This window comes from Albidovulum denitrificans, assembly GCF_002973535.1.
Taxonomy (GTDB): domain Bacteria; phylum Pseudomonadota; class Alphaproteobacteria; order Rhodobacterales; family Rhodobacteraceae; genus Albidovulum; species Albidovulum denitrificans.
Genome location: NZ_PVEP01000014.1, coordinates 1 through 25,021 on the forward strand (window position 1 = coordinate 1; position 25,021 = coordinate 25,021).

The 25,021-nt window shown below is 64.4% G+C and carries 28 protein-coding genes and 1 tRNA gene; 8 read left to right on the top strand and 21 right to left on the bottom strand.

Annotated elements, in window-relative coordinates; genetic code table 11:
• The 3 genes from LX70_RS19375 to LX70_RS19380 all read right to left on the bottom strand — a co-directional run.
• Positions 1-266, bottom strand: a 266-nt coding sequence (locus tag LX70_RS19375) for a transposase (RefSeq protein WP_146111662.1), incomplete at its 3' end; no start/stop codon positions are given.
• 62 nt (positions 267-328) lie between these two features.
• A complete protein-coding gene (locus LX70_RS20550; protein WP_146111663.1) occupies positions 329-661 on the bottom strand; it encodes a hypothetical protein in 333 nt (110 codons plus the stop codon).
• Positions 662-784: 123 nt separating this feature from the next.
• A complete protein-coding gene (locus LX70_RS19380) occupies positions 785-1,543 on the bottom strand; it encodes an NAD kinase (RefSeq protein ID WP_105516452.1) in 759 nt (252 codons plus the stop codon).
• A 172-nt stretch (positions 1,544-1,715) separates the two neighbouring features.
• Here LX70_RS19380 and glyA point away from each other — a divergent pair, with 172 nt between their 5' ends.
• Positions 1,716-3,011, top strand: coding sequence for a serine hydroxymethyltransferase (gene glyA / locus LX70_RS19385; RefSeq protein ID WP_105516453.1), 1,296 nt, complete (start codon positions 1,716-1,718; stop codon positions 3,009-3,011).
• A 120-nt stretch (positions 3,012-3,131) separates the two neighbouring features.
• Here glyA and LX70_RS19390 read toward each other — a convergent pair whose 3' ends face one another.
• On the bottom strand, positions 3,132-3,503 hold the full coding sequence (locus tag LX70_RS19390; RefSeq protein WP_105516454.1) for a hypothetical protein: 372 nt from the start codon (positions 3,501-3,503) through the stop codon (positions 3,132-3,134).
• Between the two features lie 96 nt (positions 3,504-3,599).
• On the opposite strand from LX70_RS19390, the gene LX70_RS19395 reads away from it, so the two are divergent.
• The gene (locus LX70_RS19395) at positions 3,600-4,361 is read left to right on the top strand and encodes an alpha/beta fold hydrolase (RefSeq protein ID WP_105516455.1); all 762 of its coding nucleotides are present in this window, start codon (positions 3,600-3,602) and stop codon (positions 4,359-4,361) included.
• Here LX70_RS19395 and LX70_RS19400 read toward each other — a convergent pair whose 3' ends face one another.
• The gene (locus tag LX70_RS19400) at positions 4,362-4,544 is read right to left on the bottom strand and encodes a hypothetical protein (RefSeq protein ID WP_105516456.1); all 183 of its coding nucleotides are present in this window, start codon (positions 4,542-4,544) and stop codon (positions 4,362-4,364) included.
• Positions 4,545-4,622: 78 nt separating this feature from the next.
• Positions 4,623-4,934 (bottom strand): hypothetical protein, encoded by a 312-nt coding sequence (locus tag LX70_RS19405; RefSeq protein ID WP_245885150.1) that lies wholly within the window; start codon positions 4,932-4,934, stop codon positions 4,623-4,625.
• 104 nt (positions 4,935-5,038) lie between these two features.
• Here LX70_RS19405 and LX70_RS19410 point away from each other — a divergent pair, with 104 nt between their 5' ends.
• Entirely contained in the window at positions 5,039-5,176 is a 138-nt protein-coding gene (locus tag LX70_RS19410) for an entericidin A/B family lipoprotein (protein ID WP_105516457.1), read from the top strand.
• 64 nt (positions 5,177-5,240) lie between these two features.
• On the opposite strand, the gene LX70_RS19415 is transcribed toward LX70_RS19410, so the two are convergent.
• The 6 genes from LX70_RS19415 to LX70_RS19440 form a co-directional block, all read right to left on the bottom strand.
• Positions 5,241-5,663, bottom strand: a complete 423-nt coding sequence (locus LX70_RS19415; protein ID WP_105516458.1) for a F0F1 ATP synthase subunit epsilon — start codon at positions 5,661-5,663, stop codon at positions 5,241-5,243.
• Positions 5,664-5,672: 9 nt separating this feature from the next.
• Positions 5,673-7,115, bottom strand: coding sequence for a F0F1 ATP synthase subunit beta (gene atpD, locus LX70_RS19420; protein ID WP_105516459.1), 1,443 nt, complete (start codon positions 7,113-7,115; stop codon positions 5,673-5,675).
• Positions 7,116-7,133: 18 nt separating this feature from the next.
• Positions 7,134-8,009 (bottom strand): F0F1 ATP synthase subunit gamma, encoded by an 876-nt coding sequence (locus LX70_RS19425; RefSeq protein ID WP_105516460.1) that lies wholly within the window; start codon positions 8,007-8,009, stop codon positions 7,134-7,136.
• Positions 8,010-8,030: 21 nt separating this feature from the next.
• Entirely contained in the window at positions 8,031-9,569 is a 1,539-nt protein-coding gene (gene atpA / locus LX70_RS19430) for a F0F1 ATP synthase subunit alpha (RefSeq protein ID WP_105516461.1), read from the bottom strand.
• Positions 9,569-10,129 carry a F0F1 ATP synthase subunit delta gene (locus LX70_RS19435; RefSeq protein ID WP_105516462.1) on the bottom strand — a complete coding sequence of 187 codons (561 nt, stop codon included), beginning with the start codon at positions 10,127-10,129 and terminating at the stop codon, positions 9,569-9,571. Before LX70_RS19435 ends, atpA begins: the two co-directional genes overlap by 1 nt.
• Before the next feature lie 294 nt (positions 10,130-10,423).
• Positions 10,424-11,176 (bottom strand): class I SAM-dependent methyltransferase, encoded by a 753-nt coding sequence (locus LX70_RS19440; protein ID WP_105516463.1) that lies wholly within the window; start codon positions 11,174-11,176, stop codon positions 10,424-10,426.
• Between the two features lie 62 nt (positions 11,177-11,238).
• Between LX70_RS19440 and gloB the strand changes: the two genes are divergently transcribed.
• Together gloB and clpA are read left to right on the top strand one after the other, a co-directional pair.
• Complete coding sequence (gene gloB / locus LX70_RS19445) at positions 11,239-12,006, top strand: hydroxyacylglutathione hydrolase (RefSeq protein ID WP_105516464.1); 768 nt, start codon at positions 11,239-11,241, stop codon at positions 12,004-12,006.
• Positions 12,007-12,220: 214 nt separating this feature from the next.
• The gene (clpA, locus tag LX70_RS19450) at positions 12,221-14,542 is read left to right on the top strand and encodes an ATP-dependent Clp protease ATP-binding subunit ClpA (protein WP_105516505.1); all 2,322 of its coding nucleotides are present in this window, start codon (positions 12,221-12,223) and stop codon (positions 14,540-14,542) included.
• Positions 14,543-14,657: 115 nt separating this feature from the next.
• Here clpA and LX70_RS19455 read toward each other — a convergent pair whose 3' ends face one another.
• The 5 genes from LX70_RS19455 to LX70_RS19475 form a co-directional block, all read right to left on the bottom strand.
• Positions 14,658-16,004, bottom strand: coding sequence for a pilus assembly protein TadG-related protein (locus tag LX70_RS19455; RefSeq protein ID WP_105516465.1), 1,347 nt, complete (start codon positions 16,002-16,004; stop codon positions 14,658-14,660).
• 3 nt (positions 16,005-16,007) lie between these two features.
• A complete protein-coding gene (locus tag LX70_RS19460; RefSeq protein ID WP_105516466.1) occupies positions 16,008-16,478 on the bottom strand; it encodes a TadE/TadG family type IV pilus assembly protein in 471 nt (156 codons plus the stop codon).
• 229 nt (positions 16,479-16,707) lie between these two features.
• A complete protein-coding gene (locus LX70_RS19465) occupies positions 16,708-18,075 on the bottom strand; it encodes a sensor histidine kinase (protein WP_105516467.1) in 1,368 nt (455 codons plus the stop codon).
• Entirely contained in the window at positions 18,072-18,731 is a 660-nt protein-coding gene (locus LX70_RS19470) for a response regulator (RefSeq protein ID WP_105516468.1), read from the bottom strand. The genes LX70_RS19465 and LX70_RS19470 overlap by 4 nt, the downstream gene beginning before the upstream one ends.
• 130 nt (positions 18,732-18,861) lie before the next feature.
• A complete protein-coding gene (locus LX70_RS19475) occupies positions 18,862-19,380 on the bottom strand; it encodes a PepSY domain-containing protein (protein WP_105516469.1) in 519 nt (172 codons plus the stop codon).
• A gap of 181 nt (positions 19,381-19,561) precedes the next feature.
• On the opposite strand from LX70_RS19475, the gene LX70_RS19485 reads away from it, so the two are divergent.
• Positions 19,562-20,515, top strand: a complete 954-nt coding sequence (locus LX70_RS19485; RefSeq protein ID WP_211301758.1) for a hypothetical protein — start codon at positions 19,562-19,564, stop codon at positions 20,513-20,515.
• Positions 20,516-20,728: 213 nt separating this feature from the next.
• Here the strand turns inward: LX70_RS19485 and LX70_RS19490 are convergent.
• A tRNA-Ala gene (locus tag LX70_RS19490) sits at positions 20,729-20,804 on the bottom strand.
• Between the two features lie 114 nt (positions 20,805-20,918).
• On the opposite strand from LX70_RS19490, the gene LX70_RS19495 reads away from it, so the two are divergent.
• A complete protein-coding gene (locus tag LX70_RS19495) occupies positions 20,919-22,193 on the top strand; it encodes a DUF2254 domain-containing protein (protein WP_105516471.1) in 1,275 nt (424 codons plus the stop codon).
• On the opposite strand, the gene LX70_RS19500 is transcribed toward LX70_RS19495, so the two are convergent.
• From LX70_RS19500 to LX70_RS19510, 3 genes are all read right to left on the bottom strand, one after another.
• Positions 22,182-22,616 carry a thioredoxin domain-containing protein gene (locus tag LX70_RS19500; RefSeq protein WP_105516506.1) on the bottom strand — a complete coding sequence of 145 codons (435 nt, stop codon included), beginning with the start codon at positions 22,614-22,616 and terminating at the stop codon, positions 22,182-22,184. The two genes, LX70_RS19495 and LX70_RS19500, sit on opposite strands and share 12 nt — an antisense overlap.
• 77 nt (positions 22,617-22,693) lie before the next feature.
• Positions 22,694-23,011 carry a DUF3775 domain-containing protein gene (locus LX70_RS19505; RefSeq protein ID WP_105516472.1) on the bottom strand — a complete coding sequence of 106 codons (318 nt, stop codon included), beginning with the start codon at positions 23,009-23,011 and terminating at the stop codon, positions 22,694-22,696.
• An 87-nt stretch (positions 23,012-23,098) separates the two neighbouring features.
• A complete protein-coding gene (locus tag LX70_RS19510) occupies positions 23,099-24,385 on the bottom strand; it encodes an Nramp family divalent metal transporter (protein ID WP_105516473.1) in 1,287 nt (428 codons plus the stop codon).
• A 164-nt stretch (positions 24,386-24,549) separates the two neighbouring features.
• Between LX70_RS19510 and mntR the strand changes: the two genes are divergently transcribed.
• Complete coding sequence (gene mntR, locus LX70_RS19515; RefSeq protein ID WP_105516474.1) at positions 24,550-24,966, top strand: manganese-binding transcriptional regulator MntR; 417 nt, start codon at positions 24,550-24,552, stop codon at positions 24,964-24,966.
• The last annotated feature ends 55 nt before the right edge of the window (positions 24,967-25,021 follow it).

The window sequence follows — 25,021 nt, forward strand, 5'->3', positions numbered from 1 at the left end:
CAGAAGTTTTTTCCGAGCATCTCTTTCAGTGTCGCCACATCCATCATCTGCTCGGCCAACATCTTCTTGAGCTTCGTGTTCTCGGCTTCGAGCGCCTTCAGCCGCTTCGCATCGGCGACCTCCATGCCGCCATACTTGCGCCGCCAGTTGTAGAAAGTCGCGTCGCTGATCCCGTGCTTGCGGCACAGATCCGGCGCGCTCATGCCCGCCTGATGCTCCTTCAGAATACCAATGATCTGCGCTTCGCTGAACCGTGATCTCTTCATCGTCTGTCTCCTCAGTTGGAGAACAGGCTAACCTCAAATCGAGGACTTTTCAGGGGAGCAGGTCACTCTTGATATTCATACTGGCTCATTGGAATGAGAATCTCATTTCTTGCCGCAGATCTTACAACATCCAAAATGCTATCTGATCTATAGTCGGATGGTTCCAGGTGGAGAAAGTGACCGTTTTCTCCAAATACACGAAAAACTGCAATTTGATCGCTCAAATACGGAGAAGAAACAACGGCAATTCTTTTAAGTTTTTCTGGCTCCAGATTCTGCAACGCCTCTTGGATTATAGCTGCAAAATAACCGTTATCCATTTTGCGCGCTCGCTCTTCTGCATTGGAAGGTAAAGACAACGCCATACAGAGAGACAAAAAGATTGTCTCTATCATTTTTCTGCATAACCAAGTTGACCGCATCATCTGGAACTTTCGGATTTCTTTTGTAAGGGATACCTGAGGGAGGTGGTGCCAAGGTAGCCGGAGCCGTCGGAATGCTAACTGGTGAAAAGGGGTTTAAACGAACTGCTCGCGCGTCAGCCTTTCCTCAAGCCCGTGGCCAGGATCGAAGAGGATGCGGTGGCGGATGCGATCCTCGGAACTCACCTCGACCCAAAGGATGTCTCGCGCCGACCGCCCATCGGCATCGGCCATGACCGGGCGTTTACCGGCGTCCAGCACGTCGAACCGCACCTTCGCCGTCTTCGGCAGCAACGCCCCGCGCCAGCGCCGGGGCCGGAAGGCGGCCATCGCGGTCAGGGCCAGAACCTCGGCCCCGATGGGCAGGATCGGGCCATGGGCGGAATAATTATAGGCCGTCGATCCCGCCGGGGTGGACACCAGCGCCCCGTCGCAGACCAGTTCCTCCATCCGCACCTTGCCATCGACGCTGATGCGCAGCTTCGCCGCCTGCGGCCCCGCGCGCAAAAGCGACACCTCATTGATCGCCAGCGCGCGGTGTTCCTTGCCATCGACGCTGATCGCGAGCATCGCCAGCGGGTTGACCACCTCTTCCTCCGCCACGCCCAGCCGCTCGGGCAGGTCCTCCTCACCGTATTCGTTCATCAGAAAACCGATGGTGCCGCAGTTCATACCATAGACCGGCACGTCAAGATGTTCGGTCGCATGAAGGGTCTGAAGCATGAAGCCGTCCCCCCCCAGCGCGACGATCACATCGGCCTTGTCCATCGCGGAATTGCCATAGCGCCCGACCATCCGCTGAAGGGCGGATTGCGCGACCTCGGTCTCGCTCGCGGTGAAGCAGATCTTCTGCATCCTGGCCCTTTCGGTTGTCGTTGCGCGCAATCATCCACCCCCGGCACGGGAAGGCAACCCCCTGCCCCTTCCGCGCCCGTTCGGGGCCGGATGCAAAGAGGTCGGATTCATCCTTTCCGCAAGGGACGCGCTGGGATAAAGAGCCAGCAAGCCTGATCCTGAGGAGATGCCCATGAACGCCCCGCAGCGCGATGCCGGATTTTTCACCGAAGACCTGTCCAGCCGCGACCCCGAACTTTTCGGCACCATCACCGATGAGCTGGGCCGCCAGCGCGACGAGATCGAGCTGATCGCCTCGGAAAACATCGTGTCCCTTGCCGTGCTTCAGGCGCAGGGGTCGGTCCTGACCAACAAATATGCCGAAGGCTATCCGGGCAAGCGCTACTATGGCGGCTGCCAGTTCGTCGATGTGGCCGAAACGCTGGCGATCGAACGGGCGAAAGAGCTTTTCGGCTGCAACTTCGCCAACGTCCAGCCGAACTCTGGCAGCCAGATGAACCAGGCGGTGTTCCTGGCGCTTCTGAAGCCCGGCGACACCTTCATGGGTCTTGACCTGAACTCCGGCGGTCACCTGACCCATGGCTCGCCCGTCAACATGTCGGGCAAGTGGTTCAACGTGGTGTCCTACGGCGTGCGCCAGCAGGATCAGCGGCTGGACATGGAAGACGTCCGCGCCAAGGCGCTTGAGCATAAGCCGAAGCTGATCCTTGCGGGCGGCACCGCCTATAGCCGCGAATGGGACTGGGCCGCGTTCCGCGCCATCGCGGACGAAATCGGCGCCTATCTTCATGTGGATATGGCCCATATCGCGGGCCTGGTGGCGGGCGGCGTCCATGCCTCCCCCCTGCCCCATGCGCATGTCGTGACGACCACCACGCACAAATCGCTCCGCGGTCCGCGCGGCGGCATGATCCTTTGCAATGACGAGGACATCGCGAAGAAGATCAACTCTGCCGTCTTCCCCGGCCTTCAGGGTGGCCCCTTGATGCATGTCATCGCCGCCAAGGCCGTCGCCTTTGGCGAGGCGCTGCGGCCGGGGTTCAAGACCTATGCGGCACAGGTGAAGAAGAACGCCGCCGCCATGGCGGATGAGCTGATGAAGGGCGGCATCGACATCGTGTCGGGCGGCACCGACAACCACCTCTGCCTGGCCGACCTGCGGCCGAAGAAGGTGACCGGCAAGGCCGCCGAGGCCGCCCTTGGCCGCGCCCATATCACCTGCAACAAGAACGGCGTGCCTTTCGACCCGGAAAAGCCCTTCGTGACCTCCGGCATCCGCCTGGGTTCCCCCGCCGGGACCACGCGCGGGTTTGGCGAGGAGGAATTCCGCCAGATCGCCCGCTGGATCGTCGAGGTCGTCGACGGCCTTGCGGCCAACGGTGAGGATGGCAACGGCGCCGTCGAGGAGAAGGTCAAGGGCGAGGTTGCGGCCCTCTGCGCCCGCTTCCCGCTTTACCCCGGCCTTTAAGGTCGAGGACCTGCTGACGAAAGGCCCGGACCGCCCCCGCGCGTCCGGGCTTTTCCTTGCCTAGAGCATGTTGCACAAAAGCGGGAACCGGTTTTGTGCTTCTCGAACATGCGACACGATCTAGACGTAGCCGCGCCAAGCCAGGACCAGGATCACCAGAAGCCCGGTCATGAAGACCGCCGCCCCGACGCCGGTCAACACCTGCAAGGCCAGCGCACGGCGCCGTTCGGACGCGCCGATGGGGCGCAGGTAGCGCAGGCAGGCGTCATAGGCATGGGCGGCGCGGGCGTGGTCGATCTGGACCATCAGCCGGGGGATCTGCGCCTGCTGGGCGACCTCGGCCAGATAGGCGGCCTCGCGCCGGACCCTGCGCGGCAGGCGCCGCCCGCCCCGGCGCAGCTTTTCGGCCAGCGTCCGCCCGCCGACATTCAGCCGCGCCTCGAACAGTTCGGCGACACGGGCCGCCATCTGCTGCACATTCACCGCGCTCATTCACCCCTCCAGACCCCACGGGCCAAGTCTAGCCGCCAAAGCCCCTGCCCCGCAACGCACTGGAAAAGCGGATCGGCCTGCTTTACGCAGCAAGCTATGTTGAATGTCATCGAATACGGCACTTCGGGCGCGCTGCCGACGCTTCTGATCGTTCACGGGCTTTACGGCTCGGCCCGGAACTGGGGCGCCATCGCCCGGCGCATGGCCGATTCCCGGCGCGTGGTCAGCGTCGACATGCGCAATCACGGCGACAGTTTCCGCGCCGACAGCCAGACCTATCCCGACATGGCGGGCGATCTGGCCGAGGTCATCCGCTGGATCGGCGGGCCGGTCGATGTGGTGGGGCATTCGATGGGCGGCAAGGCGTCGATGCAACTGGCGCTGACAGAGGGCGCGCTGGTCAACCGGCTGGTGGTCGCCGATATCGCCCCGGTCGCCTATGGCCATTCGCAGGCCCATCTGGCGCAGGCGATGCGCGATCTGGACCTGACCGGGCTGACCCTGCGATCGGACGCGGATGCGCGGCTGTCAGCACGGGTCAAAGACGCCTCGGTCCGCGCCTTCCTGCTTCAGTCGCTGGACCTGAAGCAGCAGCCGCCGCGCTGGCGTCTGAACCTTGACGTGCTGGAGCGCGACATGGACCTTATCACCGGCTGGCCGGGGACCGAGGGGCGTTATGACGGGCCGGTGCTGTTCCTGTCGGGCGCGGCGTCGGACTACGTGAAATCCGACGACCGGGCGCGGATCAAGGCGCTGTTCCCGAACGCGCGGATGGCGAAGATCCCCGGCGCGGGCCATTGGCTTCACGCCGAGAAACCGCGTGAGTTCGAGGCCGCGCTACGCGCCTTCCTGACCTGATCAGGCGTCCGAAAGCTGCTTGGCGACGACCCAGGCGACCGGAATGGCCACCAGCGCGCCAAGGGCGGCGGCCACGATGATCGAATAGGTATCGAAGCGGTTCATCGTCAGCGCGGCGACCACGGCCGATCCGGCCAGCGTGGAGCCGGCGAGCGTGTAGATGATCAAGAAAAGACGAAACATCGGAAGTCCCCTGTCCGGTCGTGATGCGGTTCCTGCCGCCCAACTATCAGACCGGAAAGGTGAAATCCTTGATCTGGATCATCCGGGGCAGTTCAGGTCGAACCGCGCCACGCCGGTATCGCCGGGGATCTTAGTCGTCATGGAGCCGGGGACGACCGGGCAGCCCGTCGCCTCTTCCACCGCCTCGGCCATCAGGCGCGGGACCGCGGCGCGGGCGGGGCGCGAGAGATAGCCCATGCGCACCACCTCAACCTCCGCGCCGGAGCGATAGATGACGAAACGGATGCCGCCGCGCGTGACCTCCTGCCGCTCTGCCCCGAAGAAATCCGGGGCGGGCGACACGCAGGCGGCCAGCAGGAGAAGCGGGAAAAGGGGGATAAGGCGCAACATCCCCGGACTTTGCGCGGGGAATGGTAAAGGATGTCTTAACGGAACCGGGCCTGCCCCACGGGCGTTACAAGCAGGCAAGACATGCCTGACAGGAGAGATCGACCATGACCCGCATTGCCGTTCTGCTGACCGCCCTTCTCGCGCTTGGCGCCTGTGAAACCATCAAGGGCGCGGGCCAGGACATCGAAAGCGCCGGTCAGGTGATCCAGGATGAGGCGGCCGAGACCCAGGCCGATATGTAACCCGGCCCCCTGAGACGCAAAACGGCCCCCGAGGGGGCCGTTTGCTTGACTAGGTATCGCTCGCTCAGCGCGACGAAATTCCCATGTGATCGCCCATGGCGACCATGTCGGCCAGAAGCTTTGTCGCATCGTCGACAACGTCGTGGCTGCCGTTTTCCTTGGCGGCGCGCAGTTGTTCTTCCGCCCGCGCGACATAGCCCTTCACGATCTCCGGGGTGACCTCGGACACGTGCAGCGACTCTTCCGCCAGAAGCGAAACGCCCGCCTCGGAAATCTCGGCAAAGCCGCCGGTGACGGCGTAGTCGTCCGTCGCGCCGTCGGCCTTGACGATATGAAGGATGCCCGGCCGCAGCGTGGTGATGAGGGGCGCATGCCCCGGCATCGCCGTCAGGTCGCCATCGGCGCCCGGAATGCGCACCTCGCGCGCCTGAACGGAGGCAAGCCGCCGTTCAGGGCTGACGAGGTCGAATTGCATCGTATCGGCCATATCGCCCCCTTACGCCGCTTCCGCGGCCAGACGCTGCGCCTTGGCTTTCACTTCCTCGATGCCGCCGACCATGTAGAAGGCCGCTTCCGGCAGATGGTCGTATTCACCGGCAACCACCGCCTTGAACGAGGAGATGGTTTCCTCCAGCGGCACCTGAACGCCGTCAGAGCCGGTGAAGACCTTCGCCACGTCGAAGGGCTGCGACAGGAAACGCTGGATCTTCCGGGCGCGGGCCACGGTCAGCTTGTCCTCTTCGCTCAGTTCGTCCATGCCGAGAATGGCGATGATGTCCTGAAGCGACTTGTAGCGCTGAAGGATGCCCTGCACGTCACGGGCGACCTGGTAATGCTCTTCGCCCACCACGGCCGGATCGAGGATACGGCTGGTGGAGTCGAGCGGGTCAACCGCCGGGTAGATGCCAAGTTCGGAAATCGCACGCGACAGAACCGTCGTGGCGTCGAGGTGCGCAAACGAGGTCGCCGGCGCCGGGTCGGTCAGGTCGTCGGCCGGAACGTAGATGGCCTGAACGCTCGTGATCGAGCCGGCCTTGGTCGAGGTGATGCGTTCCTGAAGCGCGCCCATGTCGGTCGCCAGCGTCGGCTGGTAGCCCACGGCCGAAGGAATACGGCCGAGAAGCGCGGACACTTCCGAACCCGCCTGCGTGAAGCGGAAGATGTTGTCGACGAAGAACAGAACGTCGGTCCCCGACTGGTCGCGGAACTGTTCGGCCAGCGTCAGGCCGGTCAGCGCGACGCGGGCGCGCGCCCCCGGCGGTTCGTTCATCTGGCCGTAGACCAGCGCCACCTGCGATTTTTCCAGCTCGTCCGGCTTGATGACGCCCGATTCGATCATCTCGTGGTACAGGTCGTTGCCCTCACGGGTCCGCTCACCAACCCCCGCGAACACCGAGAAGCCCGAGTGGACCTTGGCGATGTTGTTGATGAGTTCCATGATGAGAACGGTCTTGCCCACACCGGCGCCGCCGAAGAGGCCGATCTTGCCGCCCTTCGAATAGGGCGCCAGCAGGTCGATGACCTTGATGCCGGTGACGAGAATCTCGGACGAGGTCGCCTGTTCGGAAAACTCCGGCGCGGGCTGGTGGATGGCGCGGGTTTCCTTGGCCGAGACGGCACCCTTTTCGTCCACCGGCTCGCCGATGACGTTGAGGATACGGCCCAGCGTCGCGTTGCCGACCGGAACCGAGATCGGGTGGCCGGTATCGGTCACCTTGGCGCCGCGGACAAGACCCTCGGTCGCGTCCATGGCGATGGTCCGCACGGTGTTCTCACCAAGGTGCTGGGCAACTTCCAGAACCAGACGCTTGCCGTTGTTCTCGGTTTCGAGCGCGTTCAGAATTGCGGGAAGGTGTTCGTCGAACTGAACGTCCACGACGGCGCCGATGACCTGGGTCACCTTGCCGGTAGCGGCGGCAGTTTTCGGTGCTCTTGCCATGTGCTTTCTCCGGTTCCGTTAGAGCGCCTCGGCGCCCGAAATGATTTCGATGAGTTCCTTGGTGATCGCGGCCTGACGCGAGCGGTTGTACTCGATGGTCAGGCGGTCGATCATCTCGCCCGCGTTGCGCGTCGCGTTGTCCATGGCGGACATCCGCGCCCCTTGCTCCGACGCGCCGTTTTCCAAGAGCGCGGTGAAGATCTGGGTGGCAACGCCGCGCGGCAAGAGATCGGCAAGGATGCCTTCTTCCGACGGCTCATACTCATAGAGCGTCGAAGCGGCGTCGGCCTCACCCGCGTCGAAACTCGCCGGGATGATCTGCTGCGCGGTCGGGATCTGGCTGATCACCGACTGGAAGCGGTTGAAGAAGATCGTGGCGACGTCGAACTCACCCGCATCGTAGCGGCGCAGCAGGTCCCGCGCGATGGATTGCGCGTTCTCATAGCCGACCCGCTTGACCTCGGAGAGATCGACATGGGCGACGAAGAGGTCGGCGTAGTCACGCTTCAACTGCTCGCGGCCTTTCTTGCCGACGGTCAGGATCTTCACCGTCTTGCCTTTGGCGATCAGCTCCTGAATCCGCGCGCGGGCAAGCCGCACGATGGTGGAGTTGAAGCCGCCGCAAAGGCCGCGTTCGGCGGTCATCACGACCAGCAGATGGGTCTTGTCCGACCCGGTTCCGGCCAGAAGGCGCGGCGCCGAATCCGACCCGCCGACCGAGGCGGCAAGGCCCGACATGACGGCCGTCATCCGCTCGGCATAGGGCCGGGCGGCTTCGGCCGCTTCCTGGGCGCGGCGGAGCTTGGCCGCCGCGACCATCTGCATGGCCTTGGTGATCTTCCGCGTCGACTTGACGCTTCCGATCCGGTTTTTCAGGTCCTTAAGGCTGGGCATATCGCTTTTCCCCTCCCCCGCTTACGCGAAGGTCTTGGCGAATTCGTCGATCGCGGCCTTGAGCTTGTCCTCGGCATCACCCTTGATCTTGGGATCGTCGTTGGTGATCCAGTCGAGGATGTCCTTGCGGTTCGAGCGCAGGTGCTTGAGAAGACCGGCCTCGAAGCGGCCGACTTCGCGCACCGGCAGCTTGTCGAGGTAGCCCTTGATGCCGGCGAAGATGACCGCGACGATTTCCGCGTTGGTCAGCGGCGAATACTGGGCCTGCTTCATCAGCTCGGTCAGGCGCGCGCCACGGTTCAAAAGCCGCTGCGTCGCCGCGTCGAGGTCGGAACCGAACTGCGCGAAAGCCGCCATTTCGCGGTACTGCGCCAGCTCCAGCTTGACCGAACCCGCGACCGATTTCATCGCGTTGGTCTGCGCGGACGAACCGACGCGCGACACCGAAAGGCCGGTGTTCACGGCCGGGCGGATGCCCTGGTAGAACAGTTCCGTCTCAAGGAAGATCTGGCCGTCGGTGATCGAGATCACGTTGGTCGGAATAAAGGCCGACACGTCGCCGCCCTGGGTTTCGATGATCGGCAGCGCCGTCAGCGAGCCCGCGCCATGATCCTCGTTCAGCTTCGCCGAACGCTCCAGCAGGCGGCTGTGCAGGTAGAAAACGTCGCCCGGATAGGCTTCACGCCCCGGCGGGCGGCGCAGAAGCAGCGACATCTGGCGATAGGCCACGGCCTGCTTCGACAGGTCATCATAGACGATCAGCGCGGCGCGGCCGTTGTCGCGGAAATATTCCGCGATGGCGGTCGCCGAATAGGGCGCGAGGAACTGCATCGGCGCCGGGTCCGACGCGGTCGCGGCGACGACGATGGAATAGGCCATCGCGCCGGTTTCTTCTAGCTTCTTCACCAGCTGGGCGACGGTGGACCGCTTCTGGCCGATGGCGACATAGACGCAGTAAAGCTTCTTCGCCTCGTTGTCGCCCGCGGCTTCGTTGTAGGATTTCTGGTTCAGGATCGCGTCGAGCGCGACGGCGGTCTTGCCGGTCTGGCGGTCGCCGATGATAAGTTCCCGCTGGCCACGGCCGATCGGGATCATCGAGTCGATGGCCTTGAGGCCGGTCGCCATCGGTTCATGCACCGATTTGCGCGGGATGATGCCCGGCGCCTTCACGTCGGCGATGGCGCGCTTCTTGGTCTTGATCGGGCCCTTGCCGTCGATCGGGTTGCCAAGGCCGTCCACGACCCGGCCCAGCAACTCGTCGCCCACCGGCACGTCCACGATGGACTTGGTTCGCTTGACGGTGTCGCCTTCCTTGATGTCCTGGTCCGAACCGAAGATAACGACACCGACGTTGTCGACCTCAAGGTTCAGCGCCATCCCGCGGATGCCGCCGGGGAATTCGACCATCTCACCGGCCTGGACGTTGTCCAGCCCGTAGACGCGCGCGATACCGTCACCGACGGACAGCACGCGGCCGACTTCGGTCACTTCTGCTTCCTGACCGAAGTTCTTGATCTGCTCCTTAAGGATCGCAGAGATCTCGGCTGCCTGGATTCCCATTATCCGACCTCTTTCATAGCATTCTGGAGGGAGGCGAGCTTCGAGCGGATCGAGGTGTCGATCATCTTCGAGCCAACCTTGACGATAAGACCACCGATAAGGCTGTCATCGACGGTCGTATTAAGCTTCACGGTCTTGCCGACCGAAGCGGAGAGCGATTTCGCAAGCCGGTCGGCCTGTGTCTTTGTCAGCGCCTCGGCCGCGGTCACGTCGGCGGTCACTTCGCCCTTCTCTTCCGCGATCATCGCCTGAAGGGCGGCGATCAGCTGCGGCAGGACGAACAGGCGGCGCCCCTGCGCCATCAGGCCAAGCGTGTTGGACAGCGTCTGCGACAGGCCCATCTTGGTGGCCAGCGCGCCGATCGCCCTGGTCTGCTGATCGCGCGTGTAGATCGGCGAGGAGATCAGCGCGCGCAGGTCGGCGCTGTCCTTCACGGCCCCTTCCAGCGCGGCCACATCGGCCTCAAGCGCCTTCAGCCCTTTCGCTTCCTTGACAAGTTCGAAGACGGCCGTCGCATAGCGACCGGCAATGCCTGCTGAAATCGAAGCTGGTTCGGACACGTCGATCCTTCCGATTTGTTGTACCCCGCGCCCCTTGGTTCAGGTCAGGGGCTACCCTTAGGGTGCGCTGGCGCGCACTCTTGATCGCGGCGGGGTGTAGCAGAGGTCCCCGCCCCTCGCAACTGCCTAGGTCAACAGAAAGTGAATGCTTTGGCCCATAATCCGGGCCGTTTACGGTATCAGTCGGAAAATGTTCCGGCGTGGTCGGGCGTGAAGCCACGCCCAGGGCCGGACCGGGCGTGTTGCGGCGGCAGAGATTCGGGCGCTGCGGCGCGGCATGGCGCGGCGGCGCGGTCAGGCCGGTTCGGCATTGGGCGTCGGCGCGGGCAGCGCGTCCAGCACGCGCATCGGGCGGCGCACCGTCGCGGCAAGCCCCGGCCGCTGCGGGGCATGGACCTGTTTCGACACTTCCAGCATCAGGACACCCCCGGCCACGACGCTGGACACCCGCAGGCCGAAGCGTTCCCACATCGGCGCCGTGCGCAGCCAGAAACGCTGCGTCGAGGGCGGCGCGAACAGCGCCGATTGCTGCCGTTCGGCGGCGAAGTTGTGCTTGCGAAGCTGCGCCTCAAGCTGGCTCATCGAATAGGGGCGGCCAAAGCCGAAGGGCGTCTTGTCCGACCGCGACCAGAGGCCCGAGCGGTTCGGCACGATGAACAGCGCCCTGCCCCCCGGCCCCAGCACACGCCAGCATTCGTCCAGAAGCGCCGTCGCGCTGTCCGAGGTTTCAAGCCCGTGCAACAGCACCAAACGGTCCACCATGCCGGTGTCGATGGGCCAGGCCGTTTCTTCGCACAGGACGGAAACATTGTCGCCCCCGGCGGGCCAGGGCATCACCCCCTGCGGCCCCGGCATCAGGCCGATCACACGGCGGGCCTGGTCCAGATAGGGGCGCAAAAGCGGCACCGCAAAGCCGTATCCGGCGACCGTCTGGCCCTTGACGTCGGGCCAGAGCGCCACGACCTGTTCGCGGATCGCGCGCTGCGCCACGCGGCCCAACTGGGTGCGATAGTAGAAATTCCGCAGATCGAGAACATCAAGATGCATTGCGCTGGGGCCAAGCTTGGGCAAAAGTCGCGATGACAATAAGCGAACAGAACCGAAAAGCCATGCCCCTGGAGATCGTTACCGTCCCCTGCCTGTCGGACAACTACGCCTACCTCGCCAATGACCCGGCCACCGGCGCGACCATGGTCGTGGACGTGCCAGAGGCGGCGGCGATCCTGAATGCGCTGGCCGAACGCGAATGGCACGCGAGCCACATCCTTATCACCCATCACCATGACGACCATATCGCGGGCGTCCGGGCGCTGGCCGCCGCGACCGGCGCGCGGGTGATCGGGGCCGCCGCCGACGCCCACCGCCTGCCCCATCTGGATGAGGCAGTCGCCCCCGGCGACACGATCCGCATCGGCATGTTCGAAGGCCGGGTGATCGACGTCTCGGGCCACACGATCGGCCATGTCGCCTATTATTTCCCCGATGCGGGGGCCGTCTTTACCGCCGACAGCCTGATGGCGCTTGGCTGTGGGCGGGTGTTCGAAGGCACGCCCGCGATGATGTGGGACAGCCTGTCGCGCCTTGCCGCCCTGCCGCCCGAAACGCTGGTCTATTCCGGCCACGAATACGCCCAGTCGAACGCCCGTTTCGCGCTGACCATTGAACCGGACAATCCCGCGCTTATATCCCGTGCGAACGCAATCGCCGAAGCCCGGAACGCCGGGCGGCCCACAGTCCCCACAACCCTCTCGCACGAACTTGCCACCAACCCCTTCCTGCGCGCCAACCTTCCCGGCGTGAAGGAGTTGATCGGAATGCCCGGCGCCAGCGACGCCGAGGCCTTTGCCGAAATCCGCGGCCGCAAGGATCGTTTCTGAACGATCCCGCAATCCTTCGGATTTCCGACAATCCTGTCGCACCACCATCACAGGTGCCGTCAATCCGATCACAATTTGGGCTCTGCCCCGCGAACGGGCAATTAATTGCGAGAAAAGACTTGCAGCCGCCCCAATTCCACCGATCTTTAAAGGTATGAGGCGACGGTGGACCGGGGCCACGCGGCCCTTCCGCCCGAAGGAAAGGAGCACGCAGGTGCCGTCATTTTCGAACACGCTCGAACAGGCAATCCACGCCGCGCTGGCGCTCGCCAATGCGCGCAGACACGAACTCGCGACGCTGGAACACCTGCTGCTCGCGCTGCTGGACGAACCGGACGCGACCAAGGTGATGCGCGCCTGTTCGGTCAATATCGAGGAGTTGCGGCAAACGCTGGTCGATTTCATCGACGATGACCTCTCGACCCTGGTGACCACTGTCGAGGGGTCCGAAGCGGTGCCGACCGCCGCTTTCCAGCGCGTGATCCAGCGCGCGGCGATCCATGTCCAGTCCTCCGGCCGGACCGAGGTGACCGGCGCCAACGTTCTTGTCGCGATCTTTGCCGAACGCGAAAGCAACGCCGCCTATTTCCTTCAGGAACAGGACATGACGCGCTATGACGCGGTGAATTTCATCGCCCATGGCGTCGCCAAGGACCCGTCCTTCGGCGAAAGCCGCCCGGTTTCCGGCGCGCCGGAGCAAGAGGACCATCAGGCCGCCGAGACGCATGGCGAGGCCAAGGAAAGCGCGCTTGCGAAATATTGCGTCGACCTGAACGCCAAGTCGCTGAAAGGCGATGTCGACCCCCTGATCGGACGTGAGTCGGAGATCGAGCGCTGCATTCAGGTCCTTTGCCGTCGGCGCAAGAACAACCCGCTTCTGGTCGGTGATCCCGGCGTCGGCAAGACCGCCATCGCCGAGGGTCTCGCGCTGAAGATCACGCGGGGCGAGACGCCCGAGGTACTGAAAGGCTCCACCATCTATTCGCTCGACATGGGCGCGCTTCTGGCCGGAACCCGCTATCGCGGCGATTTCGAGGAACGGCTGAAAGCCGTCGTGAAAGAGCTTGAGGATCACGAGGACGCGGTCCTCTTCATTGATGAGATCCACACCGTCATCGGCGCGGGCGCCACCTCGGGCGGGGCGATGGATGCATCGAACCTGCTGAAACCCGCGCTTCAGGGCGGCAAGCTGCGCTGCATGGGATCGACCACGTATAAAGAGTTCCGCCAGCATTTCGAAAAGGACCGCGCGCTTTCCCGCCGGTTCCAGAAGATCGACGTGAACGAGCCTTCGGTGGACGACACGATCAAGATCCTGATGGGCCTCAAGCCCTATTTCGAAAAGCACCACGACCTGCGCTATACCCATGACGCGATCAAGTCGGCGGTGGAACTGTCGGCGCGCTACATCCACGACCGCAAGCTGCCCGACAAGGCCATCGACGTGATTGATGAGGCGGGCGCGGCGCAGCATCTGGTCGCCGAAAGCAAGCGCCGCAAGACCATCGGCCCGAAAGAGATCGAGGCGGTGGTGGCCAAGATCGCCCGCATCCCGCCGAAGAACGTGTCCAAGGACGATGCCGAGGTGCTGAAGGATCTGGAAAGGACCCTCAAGCGCGTCGTCTTCGGTCAGGACAAGGCGATCGAGGCGCTGTCATCCGCCATCAAGCTGGCCCGCGCGGGCCTGCGCGAACCGGAAAAGCCGATCGGCAACTACCTGTTCGCCGGGCCGACCGGCGTCGGCAAGACCGAGGTGGCAAAGCAACTGGCCGACAGCCTCGGCGTGGAACTGCTGCGCTTCGACATGTCGGAATACATGGAAAAGCACGCGGTTTCCCGCCTGATCGGCGCGCCTCCGGGCTATGTCGGCTTTGACCAGGGCGGCATGCTGACCGACGGCATCGACCAGCACCCCCATTGCGTCCTGCTGCTGGACGAGATCGAGAAGGCGCACCCGGATGTCTACAACATCCTGTTGCAGATCATGGACCACGGCAAGCTGACCGACCATAACGGGCGGCAGGTGGATTTCCGCAACGTGATCCTGATCATGACGTCGAATGCCGGCGCCGCCGACATGGCCAAGGCCGCCATCGGCTTTGGCCGCGACCGGCGCGAGGGCGAGGATACGGCAGCCATCGAACGCATGTTCACACCGGAGTTCCGCAACCGGCTGGACGCGGTCATCTCGTTCGCGCCCCTGTCGCGCGACGTGATCCTTCAGGTCGTCGACAAGTTCGTCCTGCAACTCGAAGCGCAGCTTCTGGACCGCAACGTCCATATCGAGCTGACGCCCGAGGCGGCGAGCTGGCTGGCCGAGAAGGGCTACGACGACAAGATGGGCGCACGTCCCCTTGGCCGCGTGATCCAGGAGCATATCAAGAAGCCGCTGGCGGAAGAACTGCTCTTTGGCAAGCTGACCAAAGGCGGCGTGGTCAAGGTCACCCTCAAGGACGACCAGATCGCACTTGAGGTCGAGGAACCGCAAAAGCCGCGCCTGACCGGATCGAAGCCGCCCCTGCTGACGGCGGACTGACCGGCAAAACGGCCCCCGCCCGCCGGGGGCCGCCCTTTCCCCTGCGACAAAAAATCTCCGCCCGAGAGGGGCGGAGAGTTTTGACACGAGGGACTTGGTCGTTTCTTGCGGCTGGCTACTTCGCCAGCCGGAAATAGGCCGCCTGATAGGTATTGCCCAACCCGTCGCCTCCGCAGAAGCCGAACGTGCCGTTCGAGGTCACGTCAAGCTGACCGCCGGACACGATCGACGCGCCTTCCATGCCATCAGCGTTGGAGGTAACGGACACATCGCCCACGGCAAGGATCTGGCTGCCGTAAAGGCCAAGGCCAGAGGGGAAGGACACGCCGCCCAGCGTAATCAGCGTCGATCCGCCACCTTCAGCGCAATGGTCGTCGCGGCCAATCGTGATGTTCGCAGAACCATTCAGCGCCGCCACATCGGTGTTGGTCGAAACGATGATGCTGTCCTCGATGACCGTCCCGGACGAAAAAGTCAGAATACAGTCCGAGACGATGACGGTGTCATGGATCTCGAACCCGTCAGCGAAGGTCTTGTGCTGGTTATCGTTCTTGCAGGTCATGTAGTTGACCTGGCCCGTCTTGAAGTAATTGGGGTCCAGGTTCGTCTTGCCCCTGGCTTTCACCTGGTTGACCGTCGCATTGGTGATGTAGGGCCGGTAATAGGGCGAGGTCGGCGTCATGATCCCGTAAAGCGGGTCAGTCGGGTTTTCGATGCCTGCGATGATATCCTTGATGCGCCCGATGATCTTGATCTGGCGCTGCCCGGCCAGAAGCGCGTCGGCAAGACCCGTGTTCGACTCGAGACCCGAGCTGGGCAGTTCCACATCGGCCAGCCGCGGCATCGAGACGACCGATCCCGTCTCGAACGTATTGCCGGAGTTGAACGAGGCGTAATGTTCGGAATGGATGCAGAAGCCCGAGGCAAAGAGGTTATTTGACTGGATTTCAACGCGCTCCTGCGCCACCAGCCCTTCCTTGAAACAGGTCGGGTAATAGGTTTCGAACACCGAGCCTGCATTGACGTCCAACTGCTCGCGCCCGGCAAGCCGCATCAGGAAGGTCACGACGCCGTTGCCGTTCGCCTGGGTCCGGTGGGTCTGCACCATGACCGCGTCTTTCAGGGTCGGGTCGATGGTAAAGACCTGGGCATCACGGTCCCAGCTTCCGAAATTGACATCGCTGGCCGTCATCACGTTGCCGTACTTGCCGGCAGGCATGTTCAGCGCGCCAATCTTCACCGCCTCCTCGGCGGATGCATCCGCCGAATGGAACTCGCGCGTCACGAGGGCGGCATGGGCCGTCGCGTCGGCAGCGACCTGCAACCTAGTCTGCGCGCTCATCCCGTTGCCGAAATCGACGGCAAGCGCGCCGATGGCGCAGGTGGCCAGGAACATCTGAAGGCTGAGCGCCGTGATCGCGCCGTCTTCGTCGCGCAGGAAGTCTGTGATCTTGGCAGCCATCCCTCACATCTCCTTGAGCTGATCGGCCTGAACGCGCATTTGGCCGTTGCGGAAGATGCCCGCGACACCGAAGAGGTCCAGATCATCCATCGGAACCGTCGCAACCGTCGTGATGATGCCATCGGCCGACACGGTGGTGACGGCGCTGACATTCTTGCTGAGCGGCTGAACGCGGCTGATGACATAGTCCTGCGTCTCGGTCGTCGTGGTGAAGCGGCCGATCGACATGGTCCGGTTCGCGTCCTGCACGATCCGCAGAAGGCGCGACTGGTTGAAGAACACCATCGACACATCGGCGAGCGCGCCGAAGAGCATGAAGAAGAAAGGAAGCCAAAGCACGGCTTCAATCGTGGCGGCCCCGTCTTCCTTCGACCTGAAGCGGTTCAGAGGCCTCAGAACATATCCAAAGCAACGCATGTCGAGTTCCGTTTCCCTTCGATCACCGTTGACCGGCAATCTGTTTCCCACCCCCATATGGGTTGCCCAAATGTGTCCAAAATGCGGCGACTGCGCCCGGATCCGTGTAAAATCCCTTTATTTCATTAGGATTGGCGCTTCTGTTAATGGTGGGTTCATGTTCAGGATAGGGCGTTAATCTGGCGTTCATCTTGCGACGGATCGCGTTCATGGAGCGTTCACCACGGCGTTCCAGCAGATTCGGGGGCGATTCGCGGCCTATGCGTTACCCTGTGAGGGTGCGCAATCAGAGGTTGCGTCCCTCGCCCCCCACCCCGCCGGGTGTCAGCGTGTTGGGGACCATGATGCGGACGGACAGGCCGCCAAGCACCTCCGCCACGCCAAGCTCCACCGTCCCGCCATAGGCCGAGACGAGGTCGTTGACGATCGTCAGGCCAAGCCCCGAGCCGGGCATAGAGACATCCAGCCGCGCGCCGGGGCGCAGGGCCTCCTCCCGCGCCGCCTTCGCGATGCCGGGGCCGTCATCCTCAACGCTCAGCATGACCCCGTTCGGAACCGGCACGGCACGGACCCGCACCTTCTTTCGCGACCACTTGAAGGCGTTTTCAAAGAGGTTGCCGAGGATCTCCTCCAGGTCCTGCTGATCCATGCGCACCCGCAACCCCTCCGGCACGTCAACCTCAAGCTGCCGCCCCTCTGCACCGGTCGCACGGAACAGCCGCGCCATCCGGTCGGCGGACACGCGCAGGTCGGTCTGAAGCCGCGCATCCGCCCCGCTCGCCGCCGCGCGGACGCGCGCCAGCGAGCGCATGATCTGCGCATCGACCCGGCCCAGCGCGATCTCTGCATCCGCCACGTCCACGCCCTGCCCCGCCAGCGCCTCAAGCTCATTGCGCAGGATGGCCGAAGGCGTCTTCAGCGCATGGGCCAGATCGGCCGCCTGCCGCCGCCCGCGCTCGACAATATCGCGGTTGCGATCCAGAAGCGTGCGGATATCGGCCACCAGCGGCGCCACCTCCACCGGATAGCCGCCGGGGTCCAGCGCCTCCGCATCCTCCCACCTCTTGGTGACCTCATGGCGCAGCCGGTTCAGCGGGCGGACGACGAAACTCGCCTGCACGACCGTCGCGGCGATCCCCAGCGCCCCGATCAGAAGCAGCGTCGTCAGAAGGCTGCGGCGGATCTGCGCCCGGTCGTCGCTAAGCGAGGCGACGGATTCGGCAACCGACACCGTCCAGCGCTCCCCGCCCTCCATCACGACCGGCCCGGTGATCCCCCGGACGGCCCCGTCCGGCCCGGCCCCTTGCCAGGTCGCAGGCTCTTGCAACGGCACGGCGGGCGCGGGCAGCAAGGCATCGAACAGAGAGCGCGACACGATCTGCCCCCCGTCCGGCCCGGTGATCTGCCAGTAATGGCCGGAATAGGGCCGCTGATAGAGCGGATCGGTCAGATAGCTTTCCAGCGCGTCACTGTCGCCGCCGCTGCTGCCCAGCGCGGCAACCACCCGCAGGTAGCGGGCCGACAGCGTTTCGTCAAAACGGCGCAAGGTCAGGCTGTCGAGGACGAAGAACAGCGCGACCCCGCCCAGCACGATGGCGATTCCGGCCCAGATCATACCGCCGAGAATCGCGCGCCCGCGCAGGGACCGGATCATTCCGCGTCGATCATGTAGCCGCGCCCGCGCACCGTCTGGATGAAATCGGCGCCAAGCTTCTTGCGCAGCCGCGTCACGAAGACCGCGATGGTGTTGGAATCGCGGTCGCCGTCATACTGGTAGATGTGTTCGGACAGTTCGGAGCGTGAGATCAGCCGCCCCGCATTATGGATCAGATAGCTTAGCACCGCGCATTCCTGCGCCGTGATCTCGACCGGGAAACCATCGACGACAACACGGTTGGTGCGGGTGTCGAACTCCACCGGCCCCTTGGCGAAGACCGGGTTGCTCATCCCCGACCGGCGCCGCAGAAGCGCCCGGATCCGCGCGCCGAGTTCGGCCATGTGGAAGGGTTTCGACATGTAGTCGTCGGCACCGGCATCCAGCCCGTCGACACGCTGGCTCCACCCGTCGCGGGCGGTCAGGATCAGGACCGGCACCTCAACCCCCGCCGCGCGCCATTCCTTCAGGACGGTGATGCCGTCCTTCTTCGGCAGGCCGATGTCGAGGATGACCGCGTCATAGGGTTCGGTGGACCCGAGGAACCCGGCCTCTTCACCGTCATGGGCTACGTCCACGGCATGACCCTCAGAGGCCAGCGCCTTCTGGATCTGGCCACTCAGGAGGGTTTCGTCTTCGGCGATCAGAATTCTCATTGGCGCCTATCATGCAACAATCTTTGGGAAACGCCAGTCCTATAGCATTTCGGGTTTGCACTGGATCAGAACTTGAACTTATTTCGTTCGAATTCAGACACTTACTTTATCAACGCAAACCCGAAACGGTTTAGTTCCGGCCATTCCCGCCGCCGTTGCCGCCGCCATTCCCACCGCCACCGCCATTGCCACCGCCGCCGCCATTGCCGCCGGAATTCCCGCCGCCATTGCCTTTGCCGTTGCCACCGGCGTTGCTGTTGCCCTTGCCCTGGCTCTTGCCGTTCGACACGCCAGAGGCGGAAGAGCTTCCGCCCCGCGCCGCGTTGCGCACGGCTTTCGCCTGGCTCGACCCGTTCGAGGCGATCCGCCCCGTCGCCGCATCGACGACGACACTGACAAGCTGCCCGGTCGGGCGCATGACAAGGACATGGAAATAGACCGAGCCCATTTCGAAGGCGCGCACATCGACCGCCTCGCCCGGCACCGCCCGCGCGACGCCCTTCATGACGTCAGACAGGCTCATGCTCTTGCCCGCGGCGATGTTCTGACGAAGCTCCTTCTGGCTCAACTCATGCAGCGCCGCAGGGAACGCCGGACCCGCCGCCAGGGCGACCAGAACTGCCAAACCAGGAAAAATACGCGTCATCATGCCTCTTTCCTTAGCGGCAACAGGGTGAATGCAGGATGAACACCCTGTTGTCGGGGCGTTCAAGTCACCTGTGCCAGGTTCCGGGTCAAGGGATCTACCGGCGCCGATTCCCCGCGACCAGACGCGCGGCTGCCGGAAAAGCGGATCATTACGAAACACGACCTCGGAAAGGCTGACGACCATGACCACTCGGACCAGGACATTCTTCAAGGCGGCGTGCTTCGGCATCGCCCTTCTCGGCGGCACCGCCATCGCCACAACCGTGATGCTGCCGGATACCGCCTATGCCAACAACGGCAATGGCGGTGGAAATGGCGGCGGCAACGGCGGTGGCAATGGGGGCGGCAACGGCGGTGGAAACGGCGGCGGCGGCGGTAAAGGCAATGGCGGCAGCCATGCCGGGTCCAGCCAGAAGGGCGGCAAGTCCAGCGCCAAGGCCACCCAGACCCGCACGAAGACCCAGAAGGCCACCAAAACCGCGGCGCAGGTGAAGACGCAGGCGAAGGTGAAGACCCAGACCAAAGCCAAGGTCGCGGCGACCGATGATCTCGCCCCCAACCTCAAGGGCAAGTGGAACGCCTCGAACGCCAATCAGGCCGCGCTCGACGCCCATATCCGCAACCAGAACTTCAACGGCACCATCGGCGCGCTGGCGCAGATGCAGCTTGCCGCCAAGGCCGCCGCCGGTGAACCGCTCAGCGACGCGGAACTCGCCGCGCTCGAGTCCTTCATCGGCAGCGAGGAGATGGCCGTCGACGATAGCGCGCTGGCCGATCTCCTGAACGCCGACGCGGTCGACACCGATCCGGTCTACAGCGTCGAGGACGGCGTCGTCAGCTGCACCGCAAACTGCGACAATGCCGATGTCGAGGCCGCGCAAGCGACCGCCGATGCCGAGGCGGAGCGGCTTCAGGAAGAGGCGCAGCAAGCCGCGCTCGACGGGTTCCTGGCGGACTCCGAGGCCCGGATCGTGGACGAATCGAACAAGACCCTGTCGCCGGATCAGACAGAAACGCTTCTCGACGGCATCGCCGCCGACCTGGGCGTGACGCGCGCCAGCGCCACCGACGAAGATACGGCAGCCGACGAGACGGCCGAAGACACCAGTGTCGAGGATACCGGCGCCGACGGATAAGTTTGGCCACCACTCCGGCGGATAACGGTAACCTGGGCTCTACCCGGCACTTCGGTGTCGGGTATGAGCTTTTCTGGCCCCACGCGACCGACACCGCGCCCCGCACCTCATTTCATCTTGCCAGAAACACCTCTGCCCCGACCGCGCAACACACGCGCGGCCATGGTCATGCCCCGCCGGGGCGGGCCGCAACATCGCGTCATTCAAGAGGTTTGGTGGAGCAGAGGGGGATCGAACCCCTGACCTCGTCATTGCGAACGACGCGCTCTCCCAACTGAGCTACTGCCCCGCACCGGCGCGGTATCTGGGGCAAATCGGCAGCGGTGTCAAGAAGGGTCTTGCCATTCATTGCGGATTTCGCGGAACCTGACCGGACCCTTGGTCCTCAACAGGTTACACGCGGATGAAACCCCGCAGGTTCGTCTCAACTTCGCTTTTCCGGCTCCGCAAGGTACTGCGCCGGATGTGGGTGCGCACGACGGCCTTCGCGGTACTGGCGCTGGTCGCGGCGGCGCTCAGCCGCATCATCGCACCGCTTCTGCCGGACGCGCTGGTGAAGGTCGTCCATGTCGATGCGGTGCTGGACATCCTCACGGTGCTGTCCTCCTCGATGCTGGCGGTCACGACCTTTTCGCTCGGCGTCGTCATGTCGGCCCGGCAGGCGATCAGCAGCAACATCACCCCCCGCGCGCATCAGTTCGTGGCCGAGGATCAGACGATCCAGCGGGTGCTGGCGACCTTCATGGGCGCCTTCACCTATGCGCTGACGGCGCAAGTCCTGCTTCGAACCGGGTTCTACGCCCAGGCCTCCTCGGCGGTGATCCTGATCGTAACCGTGCTGGTGCTGATCCTCGTCATCATCGCCATGCTCGCCTGGATCGAACATCTGACCCAGATCGGCAGCATCCCCGACACAGTGGCAGAGCTTGAGGCCTCAATGACCGGCGCCATCTCCGACTGGAAAAGCCGCCCCGCGCTTGGCGCCTGCCCCTCGCCCTCCGACGCGCCACTGCCCGCCGGGGCGACCACCGCCGTCACGGCGGAAGGCTCGGGCTATGTGCAGTATATCGACGTCTCCGCCCTCGACCGTCTCGCCAGGGACGCGGGCGGGCAGGTTTATGTCGAGGCAGCGGTCGGCGCCCATGTCATCGCGGGCGGCACGCTCTGCCACCACAGCGGCACCATCGACGCAGAGACCCTGCGCGACGCCTTCACCATCGACAGCGGCCGCACCTACGAACAGGATGTCCGCTTCGGCATCATCGTTCTGTCGGAGATCGCGCAACGCGCGCTCTCCCCCGCCGTCAACGATCCCGGCACCGCGATCTTCATCATCGACCGGATCACGGCACTTCTGGGCAGTGGCGGACAGCCAGCCAAGGCCGAGGCCCCCGACTACCCCAATGTCTTCATACCCGCCGTCACCAGCGCCGATCTGGTGATGGACGGCTACGCCCCCATCGCCCGCGACGGTGCCGCCATGGTTGAGATCCAGACCCGCCTGCAAAAGGCCTTCGCCGCGCTGGCGGGGCTGGGCGATGCCGCGATGCAGGACGCGGCCCTGACCGCCTCAACCCGCGCCGCCGCTCTGGCCGAAGCCGCGCTGACGCTGGAGGAGGACCGCGCCCGCATCGCTACCCTCGCGGACCGGGTCAAACGCGCCGCCTTAAAGGTGTGAGCGGACAAAGCCCTCGATCTCGGCCGCGGGCCGCGCGCCGGGCAGCCGCGCAATCTCACGCCCGCCCTTCCACAGCACCAAAAGCGGGATACCGCGTATGCCCATCTTCTGCGACACGGCCGGGAAATCGTCGGTGTTGATCTTGGCAAAGCGCGCCTTGCCCTTCAGCGCCCCCGCCGCCCTGGCGAATTCCGGCGCCATCATCCGGCAGGGGCCGCACCAGGGCGCCCAGTAATCGACGATCAGCGGCATCTCATCGCCCTTCGTCGCCTTGTCATGCGTCGGCGCGTCGAGTTCCGCCACCTTGCCGGTGACCAGCGGATCGCCGCAGCTTCCGCATTTCGGCCCCTCGGACAACCGCACGACCGGCACCCGGTTCGCCTGCCCGCAGGTCTCGCAGATCAGTTTGACGGCATCGGCCATCGTCATCGCCCCTTATATATTCGCGTTACGGAATATATCTGTCGCGCCCGCCCCGCTTTCAAGGCCCCGGCCGGGCGTCAGAGCAGGTCTTCCTCCTCGCCCGACACGTCGATCTCCAGCGCCTCCAGCCCCGCCTCAAGGTTCTCGGCCAGATGCGGCATCCCCATCAGGTAATCCTCGGTCGGTGTCGTCGCCTCGGCGATGGCGGTCGCGACCGCCTCGTCGAATTCCTCGGCCTCGAAGGCGCCGCGCCCGATCCAGGCAATCGCCGTCAGCTGCGGCTTTTCCTCCTCGTTCAGCCCGGCAATGAATTCATGCAACTGCGCGCCGCTTTGCGGCAGGTCGCGCGCCAGCAGGATGACCTGCACGACGCTGGCCGGTGTGATGTCCATCATGGTCGCGTTCCCTCGCTCATCTGTCCTCAGGACAGCATGAAGGATAGCACCCCGCCTTGTCCTTGATCAAAGCATGAAGCGCGTGGATCAGCCGCGCAGGAACGGCACCGGAAACCCGAAGGCCAGCGCAAGCAGGATGAAGTTCAGCCCCAGCACCACGATGGCCCCGCCCCCCGCCAGCACCCTGACCAGCGGCCCGGCGACAAAGGCCCCCATGATGTCGCGGCGCGAAACGAAGTACAGCAGCGCCAGCATCGGCACCGGCAGGGCGATGGACAACACCACCTGGCTCAGCACCAGCGCCTCGGTCGCATTCACGCCCATGGCGACGACCGCGAAGGCGGGCAGCATCGTCACCAGACGACGCAGCCAGATCGGCACCCGGACCCGCAGGAAGCCCTGCATGATCATCTGCCCCGCCATCGTGCCCACGACCGAGCTTGAGATGCCCGAGGCGATCAGTGAGGTCAGGAAGATCGCCGCCGCCGCCGCGCCCAGAAGCGGGGTCAGCGTGTGATAGGCGGTCTCGATCTCCGCCACATCGGCGTGACCACGGTAAAAGGCCGAGGCCGCCATCATCACCATCGCAATATTGACCATCCCGGCAACCGCCAGCGCCACCACCACCTCGATATTGGAAAAGCGCAGGACCTTGCGCCGCTCGCCCTCGGTGGTGATCCGCGCGCGCGATTGCGTCAGGCCGGAATGCAGATAGATCGCATGGGGCATCACGGTGGCGCCGATGATTCCGACCGCGATCATAAGCGCGGTGCCGTCCGGCAGGGCGGGCGTCATCAACCCGCGCGCCGCACTGCCCCACTCGACCGGGGCGATCACCACCTCGGCCAGATAACTCAGCCCGATCACCAGAACCAGCGCGCCGATGATCAACTCCATCGGCCGGAACCCCTGCCGCTCGAAGATCAGGATCGCATAGGTGACGACGGCGGTAATCGCCATGCCGACCATCAGCGGCAACCCGAAAAGCAGCGACAAGCCGATTGCACCGCCGAGGAACTCCGCCAGGTCGGTCGCCATTGCCGCGACCTCGCTGATCGCCCACATGACCCAGACCAGAGGCCGGGGCAGGTTGTCGCGGCTCAGCTCCGCCAGGTTCTTGCCGGTCACGATCCCCAGCCGCGCCGAGAGCGCCTGAAACAGCATCGCGATCAGGTTGGCCAGCAGCACGACCCAAAGCAGCGTATAGCCATAGCCCGCCCCCGCCTGGATGTTCGTCGCATAGTTGCCGGGATCCATATAGGCGACCGAGGCGATGATCGCCGGCCCCGCGAAGGCAAGCCTCCGCTTCCAGTCGCCCTGCCCCGCAAGCACGGCGGACATGCTGGCCTGTGTCCGGTCGCTAAGCGTCGTCATCGCGGTCCTTCCCTTTTCGCCTCAAAATATAGCCCAAGCTATATTTATTACAAGTGGCGATACAATCGCGATCAGGCTATCTCGCCCCGGGCGTTTTGTCTGGCCCCGCACCAAAGCCCCGGCTATACAGCATTCCTTGGCAGATCTGATCGAAAGACGCCCCGATGACCGATGCCCCGCCCAGCGACGCCGACCGTTTCGCCCGCGCCCGGCGCAAGCAATCCGTGGCGCTTCTGGAGGATTACGTCGAACTCATCGGCGACCTGATCGCGGAAACCGGCGAGGCGCGCGTGGCCGACATCGCCGACCGCATGGGCGTGGCGCAACCGACCGCGACCAAGACCGTGGCGCGGCTCAAACGCGAAGGCCTCGCCACCTCGCGCCCCTATCGTGGCGTCTTCCTGACCGAGGCCGGTGCCGCACTGGCTGACCGCGTCCGCGCCCGCCACCGCACCGTCGTGGCGCTTCTGATCGCCGTCGGTGTCCCGCAAGAGGCCGCCGAACTCGACGCCGAGGGGATCGAACACCACGTCTCTGACCGCTCCCTCGCCGCGTTCGAGGCCTTCCTGAAACGCGACTGAACCGACGCGCGCGCGCCGGTTTCTTCCCCCGGCTTCTTCGTTGTCAAAATACTCT